Raw genomic sequence first — 24,517 nt, 5'->3', positions numbered from 1 at the left:
ACGGGAATACGCATGACCTCATTTATCAAACGCTATCCACAATGGGCCGTTGTCTTGCTGTCCATCGTGCTTGTCGGTTTCTACTGGCTGGTATGGGCGGACGACCGCTACGTCTCCAAGGCGACAGTGGTGCTGGAAAGCCCGCAGGTCAGCGCTTCCAGTGAAGTCAGCTTCGGCTCGCTTCTTTCGGGTAGCCAGACCGACAGTGACCTGCTGCTGCTGCGTGAATACCTGATGAGCGTGGATATGCTCAAGAAGGTACAGGGAGAGCTCGATTTTCGTTCTCATTACAGCCAGCACGGTGATGTCTTTGCCCGCTTGGGAGACGCCGATGCACCGATCGAGGAACTCCATGATTACTACTTGAAACGCATCTCGGTAGAAATGGATGAGTATTCTGGCGTGCTGAATGTCAAGGTACAGGCTTGGGCACCGGAATTCGCACAGAAATTCGCCAAGCTGCTGCTGGAAGAAGGCGAACGCCACATGAATGAGATGGGGCAGCGTCTGGCGGAAGACCAGGTCGAATTCCTCGACAAGCAGGTCTCCCTGCTGGAAGACAACTTCGAGAAATCCCGACAGGACCTGCTGGATTACCAGAACAAGAATGGTCTGGTATCCCCGACTCAGACAGTCGAAAGCCTGAACACCGTCGTCTCCTCACTTGAAGCCCAGTTGGCCACCTACAAGGCTCGCAAAAGTGCTTTGGGGAGCTACCAGAGTCAGCGTTCGAGTGAGATGGTGCGTGTCGAAAGCGAGATCAACGCCCTCAAGAAACAGATAGATCTGGAAAAAGAACGCCTGGCACGCCAGTCCGGCAATGCGCTCAATAGTGTCTCCAGTCAGTACGAGACACTGCAGCTGCGCGCCGACTTTGCCAAGCAGACCTACTCAAACGCGCTGGCGGCACTGGAAAATACTCGAATTGAAGCAGCACGCAAGCTCAAGCAGGTGAGCATTCTGCAGAGTCCGATCTTGCCGGAATACCCGGAACAGCCGGAACGTCTTTATAACGTGACCATCTTCGGACTGGTCATGATCTTCCTCGGCTTCATCTTCAGTATGTTAGTCATGATCGTAAAAGATCATCGAGACTGATATTAGTCGTAACGCCATAATTAAAATGCAGGGGTTTGAGATGAAACATTTCGATAATGGAACTCTCGAAAATGAACTGGCAAAGCAGGATGAAAGTGTTAACAATGAAGGAAAACGTACTTCAGATGTAGATATTATTGATGTACCAGGAACTGAAATGATTCAATCTTTTATCGATAGTATAGAAGGTGGATCAATTCATGGGTGGGCATATGACCCAACAAGACCTGATAAACGGCTAATGATACAAGCATTCTCTGGTAACGAGCTACTCGGTGAGACGGTAGCTGAAAATTATCGACATGATCTTCTCGTAGCTGGTAAAGGTGACGGAAAGCATGCCTTTGAGCTGAAGATAAAATCTCCTGGCTCACAAGATATAGACAGTGAACAGTTTCCTATCATGCTGGTGGAGGCGGATACTGGTAGAGCTATCAATGATGTACCGCTGCTTTTAAATTACCCGGAATCTATCAGCTTCGAATTTTATGGTTTGCAGTGGGGGCACTTGCAAGGGCAGTTGACCGGCGCTGTACTGGATAGCGATCATCTGGGTTTCAACCTGGTTGATAGTAATGGCAAAGTGATTGGTCAGTCCGGTGCAATGAAGAAAGATAGTGGTCTATATTCTTTCAATATTCCTGTACCGAAAATCTTATGCGATGGTCAGTTACATGCCTTGACAATAAGCTTGCTAGGTGAACATCAGGCGGAAGCGACCTACATTGATGTATTCCCAAGTATTATCACACCTTGGGAGCATCTGACATCTAGCGGAAAAGAATTGAACTATTCAGCGCTATCCCGTACATCAGGCTATCGCTACGATTCATTTCAACGCCAGATTCAAGCTAATGCAGAAGACCCAAATTTAGTCAAAAATATCATGGTCGCGCACGAGGTCATGATTGAGGGTTATGAAGGCAGGAAAGAATACCCTGTTTTATCGCTCCCTGCAGTGGTAACTCCGGATGTCACAATCGTAATTCCGGTACATAACAAATTTTCGTTGACATATCACTGCTTAGCCTCGTTAATTCTGGCTTACAATCAGGCTACCTATGAAGTTATAGTGGTAGACGATTGCTCTACAGATAAGACGATTCAATTACCTGATCTTGTCAAGAATGTTCGTGTGATCACCAATGAATATAATCTAGGTTTCTTGCGTAACTGTAACAAGGCAGTAAAGGAAGCGTTAGGTACTTATGTTGTCATGCTAAACAATGACACAGAGGTAACCAGTGGTTGGTTAGATGAGATGATTGACACCTTCAAGCGATTCGAAGGTGTTGGAATGGTTGGCTCTAAACTTATCTACCCGGACGGCAAGCTCCAAGAAGCAGGTGGCATCGTATGGGGTAACGGACAGCCATGGAATTTGGGCAACCAAGGTAATTCACAGGCTCCTGAATGGAATTATGCTCGACAGGTGGATTATCTCTCCGGTGCCTCGCTGATGGTACCGCGGAACGTTTGGGAGGAAGTCGGAGGGTTCTCTGATGAGTTTGCCCCAGCGTACTATGAAGATACTGATCTCGCCTTCAAGATTCGTGATCAGGGTTATAAAACGGTGTATGCACCGTATTCAGTAGTGGTACATTTTGAAGGAATGAGTAATGGTCGAGATGAAAGTCAAGGCATCAAGAAGAACCAGCTGATCAATGCCCCCAAGTTTCGTGCCAAGTGGGTTGATAGTTATATGGCCAATGGTCAACCCTCATTCGATAATGTGCCATTCCATAAGGATCGTGGTGTAGCCTATCGTGTGCTCATGATTGATCACGCCATGCCTCGCCCCGACCATGATGCTGGTTCGTATGCGGCGGTCCAAGAAATACGCATGTTGCAAGCGAATGGCTTCAAAGTCAGTTTCGTGTCTGAGAATATGGCACATATGGGCAAGTATACAGATGCCCTACAAAAGATGGGCGTAGAGTGTTTCTACGCACCGTTCCAATCTTCGGTGAGTCAAGTACTGGAATCTCGTGGTAACGAGTTCGATGTTGTCTATATTACTCGCTATGACGTGGCGGAACGTCATCTCTCGGCGGTCAAGCAATTTACCTCAGCGAAAGTCCTGTTCAATAACGCAGATCTTCATTTCTTGCGTGAATTACGTGCCGCCTTGGCTGCCAAGCAGCAAGATTTATCAGGGCCGCTCGCAACGAGAGATCGTGAATTGGCACTGATGCGTCAAGTCGATGGTATCTTGGCTTATAATCCGACAGAACATGCCGTCATCATGAGCCACAATTTGCAAGCTGATAACTTGCATATCTGTCCGTGGGTACTGGATGGTCGAGGACATAAGACCCCGTATGAAGCACGCTCTGGTATAGCCTTCCTGGGGGGATATCGTCATATTCCTAACGTAGAAGCGGTAGAGTTCTTTGTCGAAAAAGTCATGCCACTATTGCGTAAACGACTCCCCGGGGTCGCATTTCACGTCTATGGTAGCTCAATACCCGATTCCTTCGATAAATATGCATCTGACGATGTAATTCTAGAAGGTTTTGTCGAGAGCCTTGATGATGTCTTCGAGAGTGCTCGTGTAATGATTGCTCCCTTACTATCTGGCGCAGGTATCAAAGGTAAAGTGCTGGAAGCGATGTCAGCGGGTATACCACAAGTGTTGACTCCTGTAGCGGCAGAAGCGACGGGGCTATCACACGGCGTAAGTGCCATGATTGTGGAAGATCCCCAGGCATGGGTAGAGGCTATCGCCGAGCTTTATGAAGATGAACTGCGCTGGCAGCAGGTGAGTGAAAATGCTTTAGCTTTGGCACGCAATAATTTCAGTTTCAATAACGGTGTCAAGGGTATGGCTAAGACCCTTGAAAGTGTTGGTATATACCCACCTAATCAAAAGAAAGCATTGATCTCGTGATGTAGATAATAAATCATATGGTCACTAATGTGTCCGCTTCGGCGGGCATATTGATCGCTATACTAATGTGAGGCTTTATGCGTACGGTCATCCTGCACTACCATCTATTCAAGAATGCCGGAACATCACTGGATGCAGCTTTCAAGGAGTGCGTAAAACCTGAGGAATGGGTGACTAAAGAGTTTCCTGGTCAACCGAATATCAATCGTGAGCAAGTAGCTCAGTGGATTCTTGATAACCCTCAAGCGAAGGTTTTTTCTTCTCATACGGCTCATTTGCCGCCACCGAAGCTCGAAGGTATCAAAGTACTACCTGTTATATTCTTGCGACACCCCATAGATCGAATTGCCTCGGCCTATGCTTTTGAGACCAAGCAGGGCGGAGATAGCTTCGGTGCAGTGCTTGCACGTAATACGGACCTTACGGGTTATATCGAAACTCGTCTTGCGCTACCTCATGATCGCCAATGTCGAAACTTCCATATGCAACGCTTGGCAATGATGTTCGGTGAGCAACAAGGGGATGAATTCACTCGAGCAAAAAAGGCGCTTGAAGATTTACCTTTCATTGGTATCGTCGAGCAGTTTACTGACTCCATGGCTCGTCTGGAACAGTGGTTGCAGGACGAGGGGTTTGAGGACATGTATCTTAAGCCCGTAGAAAAGAATGTGAGTCGCGATATTACAATGACATTAGATAATAAGCTTCAGAGTTTTAAAAAACAAATTTCAAAAGAAGTTTATGACAAGCTGCTTCAATCAAATAGTCAAGACTTGAGTATCTGGAGTAGTGTTTCAAAGGTTGAGTTATGATAAATATAATACTACATATTGGTCGACATAAAACTGGTACTTCTACACTTCAGAAATATCTTTACTCTTTCCCTAATGAGTTAAGAAAACATGGCTATGAATATTTCGAAGTGATTAAGAAAGGTTATGGTCATCACCATATTGCTGAGCCGTTAGCTAAGGGTGTTTTAAAAAATACAGTAGACTCAAACTTATTAGTTGAGCGTATAGCTGGTGAATTAGAAAGCTATCTTGAATGGTCATGTGACAAAACGTATATAATAAGTTCAGAAGCTTTTCAGAATACTGATCCAAAAGTCATAAGGCAGTTATTCCCTCAAAACAAATATAATGTCAAAGTTGTCGTGTATTTTAGAGAGCAAGCTGACTATTTGGCGTCTTCTTATGCCCAGAAAGTGCATGCCTCTCTATATACTGGGACTATCTATGATTATTATAAAAGAGGGTTTGATGTAGATTATTTGAAGTTTATAAATGCTTGGGATCATTGCTTTGGTAAAATAAGTGTAAGATTTTTTGATAAAAAGCTTCTTATACAAAGTGATATTGTCGATGATTTTACCAATAGCGTATTAGGTTTTTCTTCTGAAATTGATAAAGCAAATTTAAATGACAATAACCCAAGTTTAGGGCAAAAATATGTTGCTTTGAAATTAAAAATCAATAAGCTAATTAACGATAATAAAGTAGATAAAAAATTGATAACTGGAAAACAGTATAAAGAGTTAGGGCAGCGCTCACAGCGTGAGAATGATAACTCGTATGCATTGCCTAAATCTCTTTTGGATAAGGTTCGTAGCGATAGTGAGGCTATCAATAAAAAGCTTTTCGAATTGTATTGTCCTGGCTATGAGTTTTCTCTAAAAGAGCATGTCTTTAGAGAAGTTGTTGCATCCGAAGAAGAAGCATTATATACCCTAGAGGAAATATCGAAAGTTGATAATATTGTCTAGCAAATAGCCACAGAAAGGTGAGGTACGGGGTAAGTATAATGATCTTTATATTGTTATAAATGATTTAAGCTCTTTTTAGTGATTTAAGTTGAGGATGCTATTATGACTAAAAAGCATATTGCTATTTGCATTTCGGGCATGATTCGCTCGGATTTTGAGACTATACCTTCGTTAAATTTCCTTATAGAAAAACTCGAAAAAATTGGTTACTTAGTGGATGTGTTTATTCATACATGGTCAATTAGGCAAGTTTATGCCCCTGGAGGAATGAATAAAATTGAAAGAAGGGTACCTAAAATAGTTTTAGAAATGCTACCTCCTGAATATCGTAACCTAGAAGCATTTGAAAAATATTTCCCGAAAACTTTTTCTCTTCTTGAAAAACCCATTTTCGATGACTTTGACTCAAAAATACTAGAGAGAATTAATAATTTAAGACTGGTTAAAGTGGAGACACAAGAATCATTCCATCGCTGTTTAGACAAGCGATTAAAGAGTAATATTGTTTTCAAAAATTCTCTTAATCAAGCTAATATGTTCTACGGTATGTTCAGTGCTTTTGATTTAGCAAGGCAATATTCAGCTGAGAACTCCTTGGAGTATTCTGCTATTTTTCGAATGCGTCCTGATACGTTTATAGTTAGAGTGGACGAGGATTTGTTAGAAAATGAACTGAATGATAAAAAAATAAGAAGTAGAAATATTTCAGAAATTGGCTGCGGCGATGTATTTTTCTTTGGCCCCCCCAAAAACATGTACAGTATTATAGAATTATGGGAATCTATAGAAAATAATAAATCTACTGATTTGTTTGGAGATGGGCAGAAAAGGTTTGCTGAACCTCTTTTAGCAGAATGGTTTAAGTCTAGAGATATTAACTACGATATTGTTAAAAGTATACATGCTACATTGCCTATGCGTTTTGTAAATGAAGTTAACATGCAACATCCCGACCTTGTTAATACTCTAGAAGCAGAGGCACAAATGAATTCTGTGCCTTTCAATAAATATTAATGTTCTAGCCAAATTAGTATAGAGAGTAAGTGATGAAACGATTAATAGTCGACCTCGATGATACAATTAGTTATAAACAAAGTGGTGACTATAATGCCGCATTGCCAAATAACCAGCTCATTGATAAGCTTAAAGAATACAAGGCACGAGGCTTTGACATCGTATTAAATACTTCCAGAAACATGAGAACTTATCAAGGGAATATAGGTAAGATCAATGCCAATACACTCCCAGTTATTATCGAGTGGTTAAATGCACATGATGTGCCATATGATGAGCTTTATACTGGGAAGCCATGGTGTGGCTTTGAAGGGTTCTATATTGATGACAAGGCTATAAGACCATCTGAGTTTATTAATCATACATATGAAGAAATCATTGATCTTTTGAATAATGAAAAGCGAGAATTATAAAAAATGATTCTAATTAGCTCTGGCGCATATGTAGAACAAGATCTCTCCTATGAAGTAGGCCGCATTCCTCCTTCTTTTTTACCTTTAGGGAATAAGAGACTTTATGAGCATCAAGTCTCATTTCTGTCTACACTAGCACAAGATATATATATATCTTTGCCAGAGTCATTTGAGATACCCATTTTTGATAAACTGAAGTTAGAGCAGCTCAATGTAAATGTAATACATGTGCCCGATAATTTGTCGCTTGGCGATTCCGTTATGTTTAGCTGGACGGCAGCAGGCCTTCCTCTTGAGTCTTTGACAATTCTTCATGGTGATACACTTTTTATAGATTTCTTGCTGTCTGGTTGTGACTTTATATCTGTTCATAAAAATGTTGGATCTTATAGACGTGGAATTGTAGCGTTTGGCTCAAAAAAGCATTTTTCTAGCGACTTTGTTTCCGGAAAAGAATTAGTTATATCTGGAGTTTTTTCCTTCTTGCATCCTCATAAACTAATGCAGGGTATATTGAAAAGTAAAGGCGACTTTATTGAGGGTGTGGAGTACTATGCAGCTATTTATTCACTTGAAGAGCGGCATGATGGATTATGGTTAGATTTTGGTCACTTGCATAGTTTCTTCCGAAGTCGCTCATTGATGACTACTCAGAGGGCTTTCAATAATCTTAAAATAGAGCCGCGAACAGTAACCAAGTCTAGTAACAATGCAAGTAAAATTGCAGCAGAATCTAACTGGTTTTCTAATATCCCAGATAGTCTCAGATTACACACTCCTGCACTTATCTCTAAGTATTGTATAACTGATGATACACCGTCATATACTACGGAATATCTATATAATCTTCCTTTAAGTGATTTGCTGGTATACGGGGACCTCTCTAATTCTGCATGGCACTCAATATTAAGTGTGGCAAAAGAAGTTAGTTTTGATTTTTCTAAATATAATAAAATCGATATAGACGTTGATTCTTTGAATTTACTTTACTTGGAAAAAACACTGCAAAGAGTCAACGACATCAAGTCTACTGACTTCCAATATGCTCTTCATGAGTTTGAGACACAAGAAGGAATTACTCTCTACGATATTGCTTTAATTACATCCAGGTTCATAAGGCGCCCTGAACCAAGCGACGTGGGTGTTGTTCATGGCGACTTTTGCTTTAGCAATATTCTTTATGATAGCAGGACCCATGGATTAAAGTTGTTAGATCCACGGGGTTTAAACAGCAAAGGTGAAAACTGTATATATGGCGATATAAGATACGATATAGCAAAATTATATCATTCCGTTGTAGGATGCTATGATTATATAATAGCTTCCCGTTATAAAATAGAAGATGATAATTGTCTAAATTTTTATGATAACAAGCTGTCGGTCTTGGAAAATTATTTTGACGAAATTTTCTTTTTCTCAAAAGATTTCAATAAGATTGAAATACTTGCCATTAACGTTCATTTGTTTATTTCAATGCTACCTCTTCACTATGATAGACCAGATAGACAAAAAGCAATGCTCCTGAATTCATATCGCCTTTATAAAAAACTTATGGAGTTAGCACTATGATTGTTATTCCTATGGCTGGCCTTTCGAGTCGGTTTAGAAAAGAGGGTTTTCAACTCCCTAAATATATGCTTGAGGCTAATGGAAAAAGTCTATTTGAGCATTCACTGCTTAGCTTTGAAAAATATTTCTCAACTGAAAGGTTTCTTTTCGTAGCTTTACATTTCGAAGGCGTTGAAGATTTCATTCGGAATAAATGTCATCTTCTAAATATCATTGACTATAGAATAGTTATTCTAAGTAAGCCAACAAGAGGCCAAGCTGAAACGGTCTACTACGGATTGAAAGAATCAAATATTGAAACTGATGATCCAATATTGATATTTAATATTGACACGTTCAGGCTGGGTTATTCTAAGCCAGTGATGTTTGATATTACCGCCGTCGATGGCTATCTGGAGACTTTTGTTGGTGAAGGGAAAAATTGGAGTAACGTTTTGCCTGAAAGCTCTGAGAGCGATAAGGTAAAGTTGACTGCTGAAAAGCAGGAAATTTCCCAATACTGCTGTACGGGATTGTATGTATTTAATTCAGCCTCTTTGTTTGTAAGTTTGTTTGAAGAAATTAAATCTTCTAGTCAGGCTGATATGCAAGGAGGAGAGTTTTATGTTGCCCCTATGTACAACTCACTAATAGCTTCCGGCGGTGATGTAAGATTCACTGTAATTGATAAGGAAGATGTAATATTTTGCGGAGTTCCAGAAGAGTATTATCAATTCAAGAATAGTGGAATTCAGAAGAAGGCTTGTAATTCAGACTCCGGTGAATAACTGTGAGTATTTTTATATTATCCTTTCATCGCTCTCTCTCTTCCTCCCTTGCCAGCTGGCTGCACCATGCTGGATTGAATATGGGGCACTACTTGATGCCTCCCGCAGTTTCCAATCCGGGCGGGCATTATGAAGACATGCTGTTGGTTGATATTCACGAGCATCTATTGAAGATCAACGGTGCTGATTGGCGTTATCAGGATAAGGGAGAGCTCAACTCCTCACTGCGTATAGACTTATTGAATCGCTATATACAGCAGCGCGCGAACACGACCAAAGGGTCCTATGGGGCGAAAGATCCCAGAGCATGCTTGTTTCTGCCAGCATGGCGACAGGTGCTTGGCGATCAAGGGCGTTACCTCGTCCTTTTGCGACATTGGAGCGGCAGTGTGCAATCGCTTTATCGTCGTCATGGCGAGGCGTTAGCGGTAGGTGAGGGTAGCAACGGTTTGAATGTCAGCTTCTGGGAACAGCCTGAACAGGCAGCACGAATGTGGCTGGCTTATCATCGTCGCCTGATACCTTTGCTTGAGGAAAGCCGTGATCAGTGTCTGGTAGTCACGCAGCAAGCGTTGCTGCGCGGACTGCCCATCATAGAAAAACTCAATACGTGCTTCGGCTTGGCTTTGGACACTACAACCCCATCCCCGATTCGTCATTCATTGAGTCATGATCTCATCGATGAGGGTGTTCGCGAACGGCTGCCTGCTGCTTTGATTGAGGAGCTGGAGATAATGTGGCGGCGGCTGCTGGCATGTACTGACCATCATGCCGACAACGAGGTGCCCCAGTGGACACAAGAAACTGATGTAGCCCCAAAATCTACCCAGTTACTGCTTGGGCTTGCTGCTGAGCAGACCGCACTTGATATCTCCATTGATACCTCTGCAACATCTGCCCTATCGAAGAAGGACTTACAGCAGCAGCTTGAAGCATTGGCGCAGGATGTAACCCTGACACTCGATGCGCTGCATTGGCAACGCCGTATTGAACAAGAGCAACGTTTCTCCTCGGAATGCTGGGAATCCCTTGCTCGCGCACAACTTGGACGTGGTGATGTACTTGGCGCAGAGCAAAACCTTTGCAGGGTATTACTATGTGGGAAGTCACCGCCCTATCTATATCTGCTGCTAGGCACTTGCCGAGAGGCTGAGTTGGATGATGCCGGTGCTGAGCATTTTTACAGACTTGCCATTGCGCTTAACGATGCGAATGCCAACTTTCATGTTCGATTGACCAGACTCTGGTTAGCCCAGGGGGAGTATGGGAAGGCCGAGCGTCACTTGCGTGGAGTCATTGGCAGGAATGCGGGCAAGGCGCCACTGATTCACGCATTAGCCAATTGCCTGGATCAACAGGACCGAACCCAAGAGGCAATAGAGCTGCTTCAGAATTCCCTGAATGAAGCGAGTGGTAGCCTCCCGATGTTGGCGAAACAGCTTTTTACCTTGCGCTTGAAGCTGGCGCCTGAAGATTCCGACGAGATGCGCAACGCTCACATGCGCGATGCCGCGTCACGTCTTGAGGTCCAGGAAGCGGCTGTCAGAGCGCTTGCCTGTATCGCGGACCCTGCTTCTCGCCATGATCTTGCGAGACGTATCGCGACGACCTGGCAAAAACTCGAAGTGGAGCTGCTTTTGCCCTCATTACCAACAACCGATTGATTGACATTCAATGAATCTCATCGCGTCGTAACGCATGGAGCTCTCCGATGCATATCGTGATCATCGCTGGTGGTACCGGCTCGCGCCTTTGGCCTGTTTCTCGCGAAGCCCAGCCGAAACCTTTCATCCGCATGGAAGATGGCTATTCATTACTGCAGAAGACCTATTTACGAGGGTTGGCCGCCGTTGATGTAGAAAGTGTCACCACTGTCACTAATCGTGATTTATTCTTCCGTACTGAAGATGATTACCGGGAGTTATCCCCCAGTCAGCCGATGCACTACATATTGGAGCCGTTTGGGCGCAATACTGCACCGGCGGTAGCTGCTGCAGCGCTTGAGCTTCAGCAACGCTATGGCGATGAGGCGCTGATGATGGTGCTGCCAGCCGACCATTTGATTCAGGATGAAGCGGCTTTTGTCCAAGCCACGGCTAGTGCTGCCATGGCTGCTGCCGAAGGGCAGCTTGTGACCTACGGTATCCGGCCTACCCATGCTGAAACTGGTTTCGGTTATATCGAAGTCGGCGATGGTAGCCATGTCACTGACGGTCAGGCGATGAGCGTAGAGCGCTTCGTCGAGAAACCAGATCGTGATGCTGCCGAGCAGTATCTGGCTGGGGGGCGCCATCTTTGGAATGCGGGTATGTTCTGTTTCCGTGTCGGTACCTTGCTGGAAGAGTTGGCAACTCATTCATCGGAGCTGCTCAGCAGCGTAAAAGGGTCATTGGATTCGGCCGAGGCGAGTGAAATTGACGGCTGCAGTGTCACTCGGTTATGTGCCAAGACTTTCGGGACTGTAGTGGATGACTCCATCGATTATGCATTGATGGAGAAATCAGCACGAGTCGCAGTGGTGCCCTGCGAGTTGGGCTGGAGTGATATCGGCTCTTGGCTAGCGATGGCGGAGCTCACAGCACCTGACCCGTCAGGCAACCGTGTGACCGGCGAAGCAGAACTGGAAAACACCCATAACTGTTACATTCGTAGTGACAGGCGAATGATAGCCACAGTTGGTGTTCAGGACCTGGTGATCGTGGATACTCCTGATGCGTTGCTGGTCGCTCACAAGGACCAGAGCCAGGATGTGAAGAAGATCGTCCAACGGCTCAAGGTGCGGGGAGGGGGACTGCACCAACATCATGTAACGGTGCATCGTCCCTGGGGGACCTATACCGTGCTGGAGGAGGGTGAACGCTTCAAGATGAAGCGTATTGTCGTCAAGCCGGGCGCCTCTCTCTCCTTGCAAATGCATCATCATCGCAGTGAACACTGGATTGTCGTGAGCGGCACCGCCAAGGTAGTAAATGGAGAGAATGACATCCTGCTGCGTATCAATGAATCGACCTATATCCCCGCAGGCAATCGACACCGACTCGAAAATCCAGGGATCATTCCATTGGTGATGATCGAAGTGCAGAGTGGTGAGTACCTTGGTGAAGACGATATCGTCCGATTCGAGGACAGTTACGGACGTTGTTGAGGCAATGTTGAAAAGTCCTGAGTTTGAAGCAAAGCTCATGACAGCCATGTTAGTCTTTGATTGACAAGATGTTTGCCCACTTCATTGGCATCAGGCAAACCTGGATTACATTTCATGCTTTGCATGCAAGGCTGCCTCCCATGATATTGGGAGGCGGTAGCGTGCCTTTATTTAAATCACTGGCAAAAATCTTCTATGAGTAAAACATTTCTTATCACCGGTGGTGCCGGCTTCATCGGCTCCGCGGTCGTCCGTGAGCTGATTCGCTCCACTCAACATACCGTCATCAATCTGGATGCGCTGACCTACGCCGGTAACCTCGAATCCCTGGCGGATGTCACGGATTCCGAGCGCTATCACTTCGTGCAGGCTGATATCTGCGATGGCGAGAAGATGAAAGCTGTCTTCGCGGAATTCCAGCCGGATATCGTGATGCACCTGGCGGCCGAGAGCCACGTGGATCGCTCCATCGATGGCCCGGCGGATTTCATCGAGACGAACATCGTTGGTACCTATCAGCTGCTGGAAGCGGCGCGTCAGTATTGGAAGGGCTTGAAGGAGTCTGATGCCGAGAAAGCCGCTGGCTTCCGCTTCCATCACATCTCCACCGATGAGGTATATGGCGATCTGGAAGGGCCGGAAGATCTCTTTACCGAGACGACACCGTATGCGCCGAGTTCACCGTACTCTGCCAGCAAAGCGAGTTCGGATCACCTCGTGCGTGCCTGGCAGCGTACCTATGGCCTGCCGACATTGGTGACCAACTGCTCCAACAATTATGGCCCTTACCACTTCCCCGAGAAGCTCATCCCGCTGATGATCCTGAATGCTCTGGCGGGCAAGGCGCTGCCGGTGTATGGCGATGGCAAGCAGGTACGTGACTGGCTGTACGTGGAAGACCATGCCCGTGCGCTGATCAAGGTTGCCACCGAAGGGAATATCGCCGAGGCGTATAACATTGGCGGCCATAACGAGAAACAGAACATCGAAGTCGTCAAGACACTCTGTGCTCTGCTGGAAGAGCTGGTCCCCGAGAAGCCCGCGGGCATTGCCAAGTACGAAGACCTGATCAGTTACGTGACGGATCGCCCCGGTCACGATGTGCGCTATGCCATCGATGCCGCCAAGATCGAACGCGAGCTGGGCTGGGTGCCGCAGGAAACCTTCGAGACAGGCCTGCGCAAGACGGTCGAGTGGTATCTGGCCAATGAGAGCTGGTGGCAGCGCGTGCAGGATGGCAGCTACCGCGGTGAACGTCTGGGTACCGGGAGCTGATGATGACGACTTCCCATCGCTTTGGTCGCATTCTGATTCTGGGTGGCAATGGCCAGGTCGGGTTTGAGTTGCAACGCAGTTTCGCTCCCTTCGGTGAGGTGCATGCGCCGCGCCGCAGCGACGTCGATGCCAGTGATCTTGACGCTGTCGCCGCACTGATTGACACCTGGCAGCCCCAGTTGATCCTCAATGCAGCGGCCTGGACGGCCGTCGACAAGGCAGAAGAGGAGCGCGAAGGCGCCATGCGTCTCAATGCCGAGCTGCCGGCGTTGCTGGCAGAAAAGGCCAGCGCGCTGGGCGCGACACTGGTGCATTACTCCTCGGACTATGTCTATCCCGGCGATGGTGACCAGGCCTGGCGTGAAGATAGCCCGACGGCGCCACTGTCAGCCTATGGGGAAAGCAAGCTGGCAGGCGATGAGGCGGTACTGGCCAGTGATTGCCGTCATCTGGTGTTCCGTACCAGTTGGGTCTATGCCGCACGCGGTAACAACTTCATGAAGACGATGCTTAGGCTGGGGCGCGAGCGTGACAGCCTCAACATCGTCAATGACCAGATCGGCGCACCGACACCGGCGCGTCTGATCGCGCTGCTCACATACGAGGCACTGCGTCAGCAGATAGACAGTGGCCTGTATCACCTGGCGCCGCAGGGCACCACCAGCTGGCATGGTTTTGCGCAGTCCATCTTCCGTCAGGCCATCGAGCAGGGCGAAACCCTGGCGATCGACCCACAGACGCTGGGGGGTATCCCGACGGCAGATTACCCGACGCCTGCGACACGCCCTCTGAATTCGCGGCTTGCACTCGAAAAACTGGAGTACGCGCTCGGCATCGTGCTGCCTGACTGGCAGTCCCAGCTGGCGCTGACGCTCCAAGAACATCTGGATCGCTGAGTTATCTAGCCTATGAGAGTCAAGAGTATTCGCGTCACTCCGCCGTTCCTCAAAGCGCTAAGAGACTTCAATATCTTTCAGGCGCGCACAGGGATGAACAAGAAGCCCGCTCCTTATGTGAAACGCTGGAAGATCGGTGATGTCCTGAAGTTCACTGCTGATACCCGAATCGAGGAGTTTTCTACTCTGGCGAGAGGGGATGTGCTATGGAGTTCTGGAGCGTTCACGTCGTGTGCTTCCGCCATGCCATTGGTGACTCGGGGAGGGCGTTACGTTTCTATTGCTGAGAACGTCAAGGGCATGGGGTTCCGTCATCCTATCGAGTGTGTCGGCTTGAGCTCTGCACATTTCAATTTCGGGCGTGAGAACGTTCATGCTTACCTGCAAGCTTATGAGGCCCAGCACGATATCGCGCTCGTCAAGGACGAGGTACCGACACCGCAGCCCAATCGAAACCCGATCATTATTGGCAACGATGTCTGGATAGGTTCTGATGTGCAGCTGGCAGGTGGCATTACCATCGGGGATGGTGCAGTCATTGCGTCAAGAAGCTTGGTTCTGAAAGATGTCGCACCCTATTCGGTGGTAGCCGGTGCGCCAGCAGTGCACAAGAAGTATCGATTCGACCCATCGGTATGTGAGGCACTCAAGGAAATAAAATGGTGGGACTACGAGCTGGGCGATTTTTACCGGCTAGGTTTTGATTTTTCCAAACCTGACGATTTCATTGATAGATTTGGGCGATATCATTCTCAACTAAAGACGTTTACACCCCGTATTTTTCACCCCGAAAATTACATTCAACCTATCAGAAAACAGGGATAGTCATTATGGCGCGCAAGGGCATAATTCTCGCCGGTGGTTCCGGTACACGTCTGCATCCGATCACTCGCGGTGTTTCCAAGCAACTGCTGCCTATCTATGACAAGCCGATGATCTTCTATCCGGTCTCTGTCCTGATGCTGGCCGGTATCCGCGAGATCCTGATTATCTCCACCCCGGAAGACCTGCCGCAATATGAAAAGCTGCTGGGCAATGGTGATCAGTACGGCGTGCGTTTCGAATATGCCGTGCAGCCGAGCCCGGATGGCCTGGCGCAGGCCTTCATCATCGGTGAGGAATTCATCGGTGATGATTCGGTCTGTCTGGTGCTGGGTGACAACATCTTCCACGGCCAACACTTCTCTGATCAGTTGAAACGTGCGGCGGACCAGCCTAGCGGCGCGACGGTCTTCGGCTACCTGGTGCAGGACCCGGAGCGCTTCGGTGTCGTGGAGTTCGATGAGTCCGGCAAGGCGATGTCCATCGAGGAGAAGCCGCTGAAGCCCAAGTCACCGTATGCCGTGACTGGCCTCTACTTCTACGACAATGACGTGGTCGAGATCGCCAAGTCCGTGGAGCCGTCCGAGCGTGGCGAGCTGGAAATCACCAGCATCAACAATGCCTATCTGGAACGTGGTGACCTGCGTGTCGAGCGCCTGGGTCGTGGCTTCGCCTGGCTGGATACCGGTACCCATGACAGCCTGCTGGAGGCTGGCCAGTACGTGCAGACCATCGAGCACCGTCAGGGCTTGAAGGTGGCGTGCCTGGAAGAGATTTCCTGGGCCAATGGCTGGATCACCGACGAGCAGCTTGAGGAGCAGGGCACGGCACTCAAAAAGACCGGCTACGGCCAGTACCTACTCAAGCGTCTGGATGACAAGCGCCGCGGCAATCAGTGATACGGCGATCGATGACATAGCCTGCAGTGACATGCCCTGCAATGACATGTCCTGCAATGAAAGTTCATGATGAGCTGTATCATGCCTTTGGTACGAATTGGCTAAAGGCAATGCTAATGTAGTCAAGATCCCGCAGTCGTCCCGACCATGACGACGACTGCGGGAATTTTTATGGCAGGCGGCCATGGCTTCCCTGGCGAGCAGTGATGTGACGGTAAGATACGTACTCTTCACGCTGTATCGTGCCAGGCAACGCCGTCAGTGATGCTGCTGTCATCGGCAAGGCCGCTTGACGAGATAAGGCCTGGCAAGAGGTGGCTTGACGAGAAGAAACGTTGAGATATCTGGCTGCCAACGCTATTTCTGTCCCCGACAAGGAGCAATTCCCGCATGAATTTTGAAAAACTCGCCATCCCGGATGTCGTGCTGCTGACGCCAAAGAAATTCGGTGATGAGCGCGGTTTCTTCATGGAAACCTTCCGTCAGAGCGAATTCGTCGAACACTGCGGTGATTACACCTTCGTGCAGGACAACCACAGCAAATCCCGTCAGGGTATCCTGCGTGGCTTGCACTACCAGCTGAATCAGCCGCAGGGCAAGCTGGTACGTGTCACGCAGGGCGAAGTCTTTGATGTGGCCGTCGACATGCGCAAGAGCAGCCCGACCTTCGGGCAGTGGGTTGGTGCACACCTGAGTGAAGACAATCAGCAGATGCTGTGGGTGCCGCCGGGATTCGCTCATGGCTTCTATGTCATCAGCGAATCCGCCGAATTCCAGTACAAGTGCACTGACTATTACGCACCGGGTGATGAGTATTCGCTGAAATGGAATGACCCCAGCGTGGGTGTCGAGTGGCCGCTGGTGAATGGTGAAGCGCCGCAGCTGTCGGGCAAGGATGAAGACGGTGAATCTTTCGAGACGGCTGCTGTCTTTGCATGACGTGAACGGCATCATGCCAGTCAAGGAAATTTCCAGCTCGAACGCTTATGGATGGGTGAGAAGATGAAGAATACTCGTCAGGCACTCAGGGAGTTCGGTGCCAGTTTCATGGGGCCGGCCTTCCTGGTGTATGCAAAAGCAGTGGAAGCTCAAGGTGCGGGACGAGTACCGGTATGTCTGGCTCGCGAGGGCTGGTGCTTCGAGCGTCTGTTGACGCGTCTTCAGGCGCAGAGTCTGGTGACATTCGACAATTCACCGCAGTATCTCAAGGTATCTCGTACCTTGCTGTTCAGAGCCAATCTCGGAGAGGAGTTCCTCTGGCCACTGGCGCTGGGCAATGACTTCGAGGGGGGCATGCTGGACCTGATGCGCAAGCGTTTTGGTCTGCAGATGCATGAAGCCTTCAGTGTACTGCCGGTTGAATTGCTGCAGATGCACGTCAAGCTTCCTGAGCAACAGGATGAGGTCGTCCAATGGTTGGAACCTCGTCTTGAGTGCTTGAAAGCCCTGGTCGCCCCGACAAGGCAGGGCGTGATGGCCTACCTGAAATCATTGGGACTTACCGATGGTCCTGCCCCCATCATGTTGGACTTGGGGTATTCCGGTACTATCCAGAAGCTGTTGACGCGCATGATGCAGCGCGAAACCTTCGGTCTGTACTACGTGGCGACAAAGCCTGGCAAGAGTCAGCAGGGTGGAGCGACAGCCAACCTGGCTGGCGTCTTCCGTGAGGGAATCAGTTGGGGCGAAGGCCACCAGATGCTCGACCGCTCTCTGCTGTTCGAGTCGCTGATGACCGCTCCGCATGGGCAGGTAGTGGATGTTCTTCAGGACAGCGATGGTGGCTTCGAATTCTGTTACGGCCGGCAGGCCGCAACCCAGCGGCACTTCCATGACCTTCAGGAAGTCTTCGATGGTGCAATTGATCAGGTTGCGAAGTGGTTGGAAGCGGGGGTCAGCTTCACACCACAAGAAGTCGAGCAGATGTATGAAAACTTCGCGACGCGACAGGGGGCCATACCGCAATGTGCCTGGCACCTGTTCTTCGTGGATGATGACTTTTCGGGGAATGGCATCTTGAACCCGTTAGCCCTTTTCAACATCTGATCGAGAGCTGTCATGAAACCGTTCAATGTCTTTACCAAACGAAATTCTGCATCTCTTACCAAGGCCCAGCGAAGTGAATTCGAGCAAGCCGAAGCCTTGGGGCTTTTCGATGCCGGCTGGTATCAGCAGCGTTATGGCCAGAAATTTCTTTCTCCGGCGCATGCCTTCAAGGATTATCTCCACAAGTCACGCTTTGCTCCGATTCATCCGTCTCCAGCCTTCGATGGCGAAAGCTACCATCGCATGTACATGGATGTGTTCTACGACCAGCAGAGCCCGCTGTTCCATTATCTGAAGAATGGCAAGCGCGAAGGGCGTCAGCATGTGCCCTTGACGCCACGCTGGGTACCTCAGACACGCATGCCTCTGGACGCCATGCTGACAGAAGCGGCCAGTCAGTTGAAGATGGCGGTGTGTCTGCACGTCTTCTATGAGGACTTCATCGAGCGTTTCGCCCAGGCACTGGATGACATGCCCATCCAGGTGGATGTGTTGCTGACTCTTGCCAAGGGCGTGAACGAGGCACATGCACGCAAGACGTTCGAGAAGCATGCGTGCGTCAAGCGGGTAGAGGTTCGGCATGTGCCCAATCGTGGGCGCAACTTCGGCCCCTTGCTGGTCGAGTATGGCGATGTATTGCAGCAGTACGACCTGTTCTGCCACCTGCATTCCAAGAAGTCCCTGTATTCCGGTCGTGAGCAGACTCAGTGGGCCGATTACCTCACTGAATTCCTGCTGAGTGACAAGTCCGTCGTCAAGCGGGCCCTCAATGCCTTCGCTCAGGACGAGACACTCGGTGTCTATTACCCGACGACATTCTGGATGATGCCTAGCTGGGTGAATCACCAGACCATGAACAAGGGTTTCATGCGAGAATGGCAGCAGGCGCTGGATATCGCCCATGTCAGTGACTTCCTGAGCTACCCGGCAGGTGGCATGTTCTGGGCACGCCCACAGGCGCTCAAGGGTATTGTCGGCAAGGACTGGAAGTACGAAGATTTCCCCGAAGAGCCGTTGCCCAATGATGGCTCCAAGCTGCATGCGCTTGAACGTATTCTCGGCGCTCAGGCGGAAAACCTGGGCTACCGTCAGTTCTTCTATTATCCGTCCGGTGGCGATTTTACGGTTGACCAGAGCTACATCACCGCGAGCTACCACGGTTCCATCGAACAGCACATGCCTGCCATCCAGGCGCATCAGATCATCAGCTTCGATGTCTTCGATACGCTGGTTCGCCGCGAATTCACCGTACCGGATTATGCCAAGCTGAAGTTGGGCAAGTGGCTGGTGGAGCAGGATATCGCCTCCTCAGCTCATGATTTCGTGAAGACACGCAACGAGGCTGAATTCACGCTTCGCAAGCGTGCCAGCTTCCAGGGTGATATCCGCATCGACGCCATCTATGACGAATTGGCGGATGTGTACAAGGTCAGCAAGGATGTCGCGCAGGGATGGATGCAGCGTGAGTTCGAATTGGATCTCGCGATGATCCAGCCCAAGGACGAGATGGTCGAGTTGTTCAATCATCTGAGTTCTGCCGGGCATGTTCTGTGGGTCATTTCCGATACCTACTACACCCGTGATCAGGTTGGCCTGATGTTACGAAAGGCGGGTATCGCCGCAGCCTATCGGCTGATGGTCTCCAGTGAGGAAGGCAAGCGCAAGGATAGCGGCACCATGTGGGCGATGGTGAAGGAAGACCTCGCACGCGAGGAAGGCCGTCGACATCTGCATATCGGGGACAATGTCGTGGCTGATGCCCAGCGTCCCGGTGATATGGGCCTGACAACGTTCCATATCCTTCACCCGATGGACAAGTGGCGCGCCCTGGGTATGCCAGATGTGCTGACGGGCAAGGATGCACTGAATGAAGCCCAGATTCTGAAATGGGGCGCTCTGGTAAGCCAGATCGGCCGCAACCCGTTTATTGGTGAATGATGAAAAAAGATACTCTGTACCTTCACGTTGGTTGGTCCAAGACGGGGACATCTGCTGTTCAGTCGCAGATTCAGGCGCAACATGAGGATTTCCTTGCCAAGGGCATTCTCTATCCACAATCTTTGCAGTGGCCCGATCACTCTCATCATCCCTTCGCATTGTCCTTCAAGGGGAGTGGCGCCTATCAGAGCGACATGTCACCAGCGGATGCGCTGGAGAAGTTGCGCGTAGAGATGCAGGCAAGCCCAGCCGCAAGCGTGTTGCTGTCTTCCGAGCTGTCGCCGATGTATTTCAACAATCCGCGCTTCAAGGAATTCGTCGCGGAGCATTTCGAGACGGTCAAGGTCATCTTCACGGTGCGCCCGCAGTCGGAGTTGCTGCTGTCGCTGTTCAACCAGCTGGTGAAAGACCCCAACATCCGCTACGAGGCATCACTGTTCACCCTCGCCATGCGCAATGTGAGCTGGTTGAACTATCTGAATCACGTTCGTCAGTGGGAAAAGCACGTCGGTGGAGAGAATCTCTCCGTGATTCCCTACAGCCGACAGGTCGTGCAGGATTTCCTGGCCTCGTTCGGTGTCGAGTATCGCCCCGGTGCCAATCAGGCCGATGAGACAGCTATCATCAATCCGTCGCTGCCGACTCGTTGCCTGCCGTTGGTCCAGAGATTCGGTCGTGGACAGATGGGCAATGCCGAATTCGCGCGCCGTAGAGACAAGATCATCTCTCTGGCAGAGACGCTCGATAGTGACCAGGACAAGCACGTACTTTTCTCCGTCGCGGAGCAGCAGGCGTTTGATGCCCACTTCAAGCAGGGCAATCAGAAGCTGATCGAATGGTTCGGTCTGCCTGCGGGTAGTTTCAACAAGTCCGAGTATGAGCCCATCAAGGTACTGCCAGCCGCCACCTTCTCTTTGGGAGATTTGGCATGAAGCTGGTGTTGCACCCCGGGCATTCCAAGTGTGGGTCCACGACGATCCAGAAGGCGATCATCAAGAATCGCAAGCTGCTGGAATCGCATGGCTATGTCATTCCTGACCCGCAGATGCGCACTCCTGGTGACGAGGGTTTCAATCCCAATGGGGAGACGCCACGGGCCTTCTTCCGTCATGCGATGGAGCAGAAGGACCTCGAGCCACTGAAGGCCAAGCTGGCTCGCATCAAGGAGAAATACGGCGACAGCTCTCAGTCTGTCCTGATCAGTGCCGAGAATCTGGTCAACCAGTTGGGGGCGGCTTCAGGACTTAATATCCATCGCTTGCTGCGTGACACCTTTGTTAGTCATGAAGTGATCTATTACATTCGCCGTCAAGATCAGTTCATCATGTCGGCCTGGCAGCAGTGGGGCTACAAGAAAGGGCTGTCACTTCAGGCGTTCGTCGAGCAGGCGTTGAGGGGTAAGAACCCGAATTATCGTGTGATTGCCAGTGCATTTAGCAACCTCTATGGCAAGTCGAACGTCACGGTGGTTCCGCTGTTGCGGGATAGCCTGATCGAGGGGGATCTTGTCGCTGACTTCTTTGCACGGCTCGGAATCATCTCCGAGGTGCAAAAGCCGGAGGATTCCATCGACAACAAGAGTCTGAACCCATATCTGTGTGAAGCGCTGTCCAAAGTGAATCACATTTTCCGGGATATCCATGATGAGAGTATCAAGCATCAGCTTGAAAAGTCTCATTCCTCGGATCCCGCGCTATATATGCGCGATGATGATTATATGTCAGCTGAGGTACGCAGACGCATCCACGATGTATTTGCATCAGATAACCGATTCATAGCTAATAACCATGAAACTGGAGTTGCTTGGTATGAATTTTCAAAGCCGATTCCTATACGGGGAGAAACAGTAATATCGGCCGAAAAGGGGGCGCAAAGGATTCTGGAAGACTTAGGTGGTTTCTCGAGTCTAGGAGCGGGTGCCGCCGGTAAAATAAAGAAAAATATTGAAGTATACCCTGAAAGGAGTAGGACTCTACCGACAAGATTTCCTACTGACCATATGCTAATCAGTAAAAATTTACAGGAAATCGAACCTGCAGTCAGAGTCTTGCATCTAGCCAATGCTGATGTGTGTTTAAAGCCAGCCAAGGCTTTCTTGCTGAACGGTAGCAGTGTCAAGGCATTAAGTACACCTGCCGGCGAGCGTCACCTCCAGAATCGAAACGCAAAATTGCAGAAAGTTTCCGGACGTATTCTCGACTTGACAACCCCTGGGTCTAATTTATACAGCCACTGGCTGCTAGATTTACTACCTAAGATAAAGGCTGTGACTGAAGCAGGATATGATATTGGCTGCGATTTTGACAGGATCATCGTAAATTTCTATGGCTCTCGTTTTAAACGTGAATCATTCAAGTTGCTTGGTATCGATGATAGTATTGTCAGTGATTATACTAATCACTTGAAGTGCTTTACGGCGGAGGATATTGTCAGTGTAACGCCTTGCCGTCGTGCCCTCTATACTCCCCAATGGGTATCAGATTTTGTGCGTAGTCTTTTTTATACACCACAGGCGCTGAATTTCTCTAGCAAAATATATATCTCTCGTTCAAAAGGAAATGCACGGCGTATTTTGAATGAAGCTCAGTTAATCGAACACATCAAAGAATTGGGATACAAGACATACTACTGTGAAGATCATTCTATATCAGAAACCGCTGCCATTATGCGCAACGCGACTCATGTTATCGCGCCACATGGCGCTGGCTTGGCAAATATAGTTTTTTCAGAACCGGGTACGCAAGTCACAGAGTTATTCTGTGCACATCTTTCGGCAGAGTTTTATAAGTTATCTACTGCTAATGGTTTAATATACAGACCCGTACAAGCATTATCTAATGACAATGAACTTGTTGATGTTGTTAATATGGATTACGCGAATGATAGAGACTTTTACCATAGAATGAATATGACTTTGTCTGACGAAATTATTGAGTCGATGTGAATTTATTTGGAGTGTTAATATGGGTAAAGTTACTTATAGGGTCTGTGCCATAGCAAAAGATGAAGCTCCTTATTTGGCTGAATGGGTTTTCCATCATCACTATTTCGGTTTCGAAAGTATAGTTGTTTATATAAATCGTACTACTGACTCAAGTGTCGAGGTGCTTAAGGCGCTACAGCAGTATGTACCGGGTCTCGAATATGAGATAGTTGACTGGGTTGATTATTGCGGTCCTGAAATAGGCGGGAAGATTCAAGTTATTTCTTATGCCAAAGATATAGCTCGCTGTAAAGATTTAAATGTTGACTACTGGATGCCTTTAGATATTGATGAGTTTTGGACTCCTTCAGACTTCTCAACCAATATTGATAACCATGTCAGATCTATTACTGAGGGTCAGGAGGCTATTAGCTATCCTTGGTACTGTGAGATAGGCTATTCAGAGCCCTTTGCAATTTTTACTCCAAGTTCTAGATTCCATTTCGGCTCGCATGTGAAAACATTATGCCCCAGGCCGTGGGAAAGTATTAGACGTGTACGCATACATCGACCCGTTTTTTATAATTTAACAGTCGTTGACCCCTCTGGCGATCAAGCAATATTTCAGAAGGAAAGGCCCCAATTGCTTGAAAAAAGCAGTATAAAGAAACGATCAGCTTATATTATACATCGTATGAATAGGTCAGAAGTAGAATATTTTGCCCTTCTTAAAAAGGGGCAGCCAAAATCTAAGGATGATTTAAAAACTAATAGATCTGGATATAAAGGGGTAGAAAACCCTTCGCGTCGTAGGTTCAGTTGGCCTGAAGATAGCTACAATAAATATATGAATGCTCGGCAGGAGTTTTATAATAACACAGGTGTAGAATCGCTAGTTGTGAAAGATAAGCAAGAGATGTTAAGTAAGTCTAATTATGTTGTAGAGAAATTGAAATCTATGTCTTCTGGCGATCCTGAAGCCTTAGATATTGCATCCAAGCTGCTATCTGGCACCTCACATGCAATATCTTGATGATAGGTTGATATTAAAGGCGTC

The 24,517-nt window shown here is 48.3% G+C and carries 20 protein-coding genes; all 20 read left to right on the top strand.

The features are described from left to right. Positions 1–12 precede the first annotated feature (12 nt). The 20 genes from U0O11_RS10760 to U0O11_RS10665 all read left to right on the top strand — a co-directional run bounded on the left by U0O11_RS10760 (position 13) and on the right by U0O11_RS10665 (position 24,493). Complete coding sequence (locus U0O11_RS10760; RefSeq protein WP_324689920.1) at positions 13–1,098, top strand: chain-length determining protein; 1,086 nt, start codon at positions 13–15, stop codon at positions 1,096–1,098. Between the two features lie 40 nt (positions 1,099–1,138). Next, a complete protein-coding gene (locus U0O11_RS10755; RefSeq protein WP_324689918.1) occupies positions 1,139–3,988 on the top strand; it encodes a glycosyltransferase in 2,850 nt (949 codons plus the stop codon). A gap of 77 nt (positions 3,989–4,065) precedes the next feature. Then, positions 4,066–4,800, top strand: coding sequence for a sulfotransferase family 2 domain-containing protein (locus U0O11_RS10750; protein WP_324689916.1), 735 nt, complete (start codon positions 4,066–4,068; stop codon positions 4,798–4,800). After that, entirely contained in the window at positions 4,797–5,753 is a 957-nt protein-coding gene (locus tag U0O11_RS10745; protein WP_324689914.1) for a hypothetical protein, read from the top strand. Before U0O11_RS10750 ends, U0O11_RS10745 begins: the two co-directional genes overlap by 4 nt. A 102-nt stretch (positions 5,754–5,855) precedes the next feature. Further along, positions 5,856–6,767 (top strand): hypothetical protein, encoded by a 912-nt coding sequence (locus U0O11_RS10740; protein ID WP_324689912.1) that lies wholly within the window; start codon positions 5,856–5,858, stop codon positions 6,765–6,767. Between the two features lie 32 nt (positions 6,768–6,799). Then, a complete protein-coding gene (locus U0O11_RS10735; RefSeq protein ID WP_324689910.1) occupies positions 6,800–7,180 on the top strand; it encodes a capsular biosynthesis protein in 381 nt (126 codons plus the stop codon). 3 nt (positions 7,181–7,183) lie between these two features. Further along, positions 7,184–8,749, top strand: coding sequence for a hypothetical protein (locus U0O11_RS10730; RefSeq protein ID WP_324689908.1), 1,566 nt, complete (start codon positions 7,184–7,186; stop codon positions 8,747–8,749). After that, positions 8,746–9,516 (top strand): glycosyltransferase family 2 protein, encoded by a 771-nt coding sequence (locus tag U0O11_RS10725; protein ID WP_324689906.1) that lies wholly within the window; start codon positions 8,746–8,748, stop codon positions 9,514–9,516. The genes U0O11_RS10730 and U0O11_RS10725 overlap by 4 nt, the downstream gene beginning before the upstream one ends. An 80-nt stretch (positions 9,517–9,596) precedes the next feature. Further along, positions 9,597–11,180: a tetratricopeptide repeat protein gene (locus tag U0O11_RS10720; RefSeq protein ID WP_324689904.1), complete on the top strand. Its 1,584-nt coding sequence runs from the start codon at positions 9,597–9,599 to the stop codon at positions 11,178–11,180. Positions 11,181–11,227: 47 nt separating this feature from the next. Further along, positions 11,228–12,661: a mannose-1-phosphate guanylyltransferase/mannose-6-phosphate isomerase gene (locus U0O11_RS10715; RefSeq protein ID WP_324689902.1), complete on the top strand. Its 1,434-nt coding sequence runs from the start codon at positions 11,228–11,230 to the stop codon at positions 12,659–12,661. A 195-nt stretch (positions 12,662–12,856) separates the two neighbouring features. Next, positions 12,857–13,936 carry a dTDP-glucose 4,6-dehydratase gene (gene rfbB / locus U0O11_RS10710; protein ID WP_324689900.1) on the top strand — a complete coding sequence of 360 codons (1,080 nt, stop codon included), beginning with the start codon at positions 12,857–12,859 and terminating at the stop codon, positions 13,934–13,936. A 2-nt stretch (positions 13,937–13,938) separates the two neighbouring features. Further along, positions 13,939–14,832, top strand: coding sequence for a dTDP-4-dehydrorhamnose reductase (gene rfbD / locus U0O11_RS10705; protein WP_324689899.1), 894 nt, complete (start codon positions 13,939–13,941; stop codon positions 14,830–14,832). A 93-nt stretch (positions 14,833–14,925) separates the two neighbouring features. Continuing rightward, positions 14,926–15,657, top strand: coding sequence for a CatB-related O-acetyltransferase (locus U0O11_RS17655; RefSeq protein WP_442872626.1), 732 nt, complete (start codon positions 14,926–14,928; stop codon positions 15,655–15,657). Positions 15,658–15,662: 5 nt separating this feature from the next. Further along, positions 15,663–16,553, top strand: a complete 891-nt coding sequence (gene rfbA / locus U0O11_RS10695) for a glucose-1-phosphate thymidylyltransferase RfbA (protein WP_279838671.1) — start codon at positions 15,663–15,665, stop codon at positions 16,551–16,553. Positions 16,554–16,943: 390 nt separating this feature from the next. Further along, entirely contained in the window at positions 16,944–17,492 is a 549-nt protein-coding gene (rfbC, locus tag U0O11_RS10690; protein ID WP_324689896.1) for a dTDP-4-dehydrorhamnose 3,5-epimerase, read from the top strand. A gap of 63 nt (positions 17,493–17,555) precedes the next feature. Further along, positions 17,556–18,599, top strand: coding sequence for a hypothetical protein (locus tag U0O11_RS10685; protein ID WP_324689894.1), 1,044 nt, complete (start codon positions 17,556–17,558; stop codon positions 18,597–18,599). A 12-nt stretch (positions 18,600–18,611) separates the two neighbouring features. Further along, positions 18,612–20,537, top strand: coding sequence for a rhamnan synthesis F family protein (locus tag U0O11_RS10680; RefSeq protein ID WP_324689892.1), 1,926 nt, complete (start codon positions 18,612–18,614; stop codon positions 20,535–20,537). Beyond that, entirely contained in the window at positions 20,537–21,469 is a 933-nt protein-coding gene (locus tag U0O11_RS10675) for a hypothetical protein (RefSeq protein WP_324689890.1), read from the top strand. Before U0O11_RS10680 ends, U0O11_RS10675 begins: the two co-directional genes overlap by 1 nt. Beyond that, entirely contained in the window at positions 21,466–23,481 is a 2,016-nt protein-coding gene (locus tag U0O11_RS10670) for a glycosyltransferase family 61 protein (protein WP_324689889.1), read from the top strand. The genes U0O11_RS10675 and U0O11_RS10670 overlap by 4 nt, the downstream gene beginning before the upstream one ends. Before the next feature lie 19 nt (positions 23,482–23,500). Then, positions 23,501–24,493 carry a glycosyltransferase family 2 protein gene (locus U0O11_RS10665; protein ID WP_324689888.1) on the top strand — a complete coding sequence of 331 codons (993 nt, stop codon included), beginning with the start codon at positions 23,501–23,503 and terminating at the stop codon, positions 24,491–24,493. Positions 24,494–24,517: the final 24 nt, after the last annotated feature.

It is taken from the genome of Cobetia sp. D5 (assembly GCF_035666195.1).
Classification (GTDB): domain Bacteria; phylum Pseudomonadota; class Gammaproteobacteria; order Pseudomonadales; family Halomonadaceae; genus Cobetia; species Cobetia amphilecti.
The sequence above is the reverse complement of the archived record's forward strand: the minus strand, read 5'-3'. Positions and strand labels throughout refer to the sequence as shown.

Coding starts and splice junctions, on each gene's coding strand:
- U0O11_RS10760 (WP_324689920.1), top strand. CDS start 13: ATGACCTCATTTATCAAACGCTATCCACAATGGGCCGTTGTCTTGCTG.
- U0O11_RS10755 (WP_324689918.1), top strand. CDS start 1,139: ATGAAACATTTCGATAATGGAACTCTCGAAAATGAACTGGCAAAGCAG.
- U0O11_RS10750 (WP_324689916.1), top strand. CDS start 4,066: ATGCGTACGGTCATCCTGCACTACCATCTATTCAAGAATGCCGGAACA.
- U0O11_RS10745 (WP_324689914.1), top strand. CDS start 4,797: ATGATAAATATAATACTACATATTGGTCGACATAAAACTGGTACTTCT.
- U0O11_RS10740 (WP_324689912.1), top strand. CDS start 5,856: ATGACTAAAAAGCATATTGCTATTTGCATTTCGGGCATGATTCGCTCG.
- U0O11_RS10735 (WP_324689910.1), top strand. CDS start 6,800: ATGAAACGATTAATAGTCGACCTCGATGATACAATTAGTTATAAACAA.
- U0O11_RS10730 (WP_324689908.1), top strand. CDS start 7,184: ATGATTCTAATTAGCTCTGGCGCATATGTAGAACAAGATCTCTCCTAT.
- U0O11_RS10725 (WP_324689906.1), top strand. CDS start 8,746: ATGATTGTTATTCCTATGGCTGGCCTTTCGAGTCGGTTTAGAAAAGAG.
- U0O11_RS10720 (WP_324689904.1), top strand. CDS start 9,597: ATGGGGCACTACTTGATGCCTCCCGCAGTTTCCAATCCGGGCGGGCAT.
- U0O11_RS10715 (WP_324689902.1), top strand. CDS start 11,228: ATGCATATCGTGATCATCGCTGGTGGTACCGGCTCGCGCCTTTGGCCT.
- rfbB (WP_324689900.1), top strand. CDS start 12,857: ATGAGTAAAACATTTCTTATCACCGGTGGTGCCGGCTTCATCGGCTCC.
- rfbD (WP_324689899.1), top strand. CDS start 13,939: ATGACGACTTCCCATCGCTTTGGTCGCATTCTGATTCTGGGTGGCAAT.
- U0O11_RS17655 (WP_442872626.1), top strand. CDS start 14,926: ATGAACAAGAAGCCCGCTCCTTATGTGAAACGCTGGAAGATCGGTGAT.
- rfbA (WP_279838671.1), top strand. CDS start 15,663: ATGGCGCGCAAGGGCATAATTCTCGCCGGTGGTTCCGGTACACGTCTG.
- rfbC (WP_324689896.1), top strand. CDS start 16,944: ATGAATTTTGAAAAACTCGCCATCCCGGATGTCGTGCTGCTGACGCCA.
- U0O11_RS10685 (WP_324689894.1), top strand. CDS start 17,556: ATGAAGAATACTCGTCAGGCACTCAGGGAGTTCGGTGCCAGTTTCATG.
- U0O11_RS10680 (WP_324689892.1), top strand. CDS start 18,612: ATGAAACCGTTCAATGTCTTTACCAAACGAAATTCTGCATCTCTTACC.
- U0O11_RS10675 (WP_324689890.1), top strand. CDS start 20,537: ATGAAAAAAGATACTCTGTACCTTCACGTTGGTTGGTCCAAGACGGGG.
- U0O11_RS10670 (WP_324689889.1), top strand. CDS start 21,466: ATGAAGCTGGTGTTGCACCCCGGGCATTCCAAGTGTGGGTCCACGACG.
- U0O11_RS10665 (WP_324689888.1), top strand. CDS start 23,501: ATGGGTAAAGTTACTTATAGGGTCTGTGCCATAGCAAAAGATGAAGCT.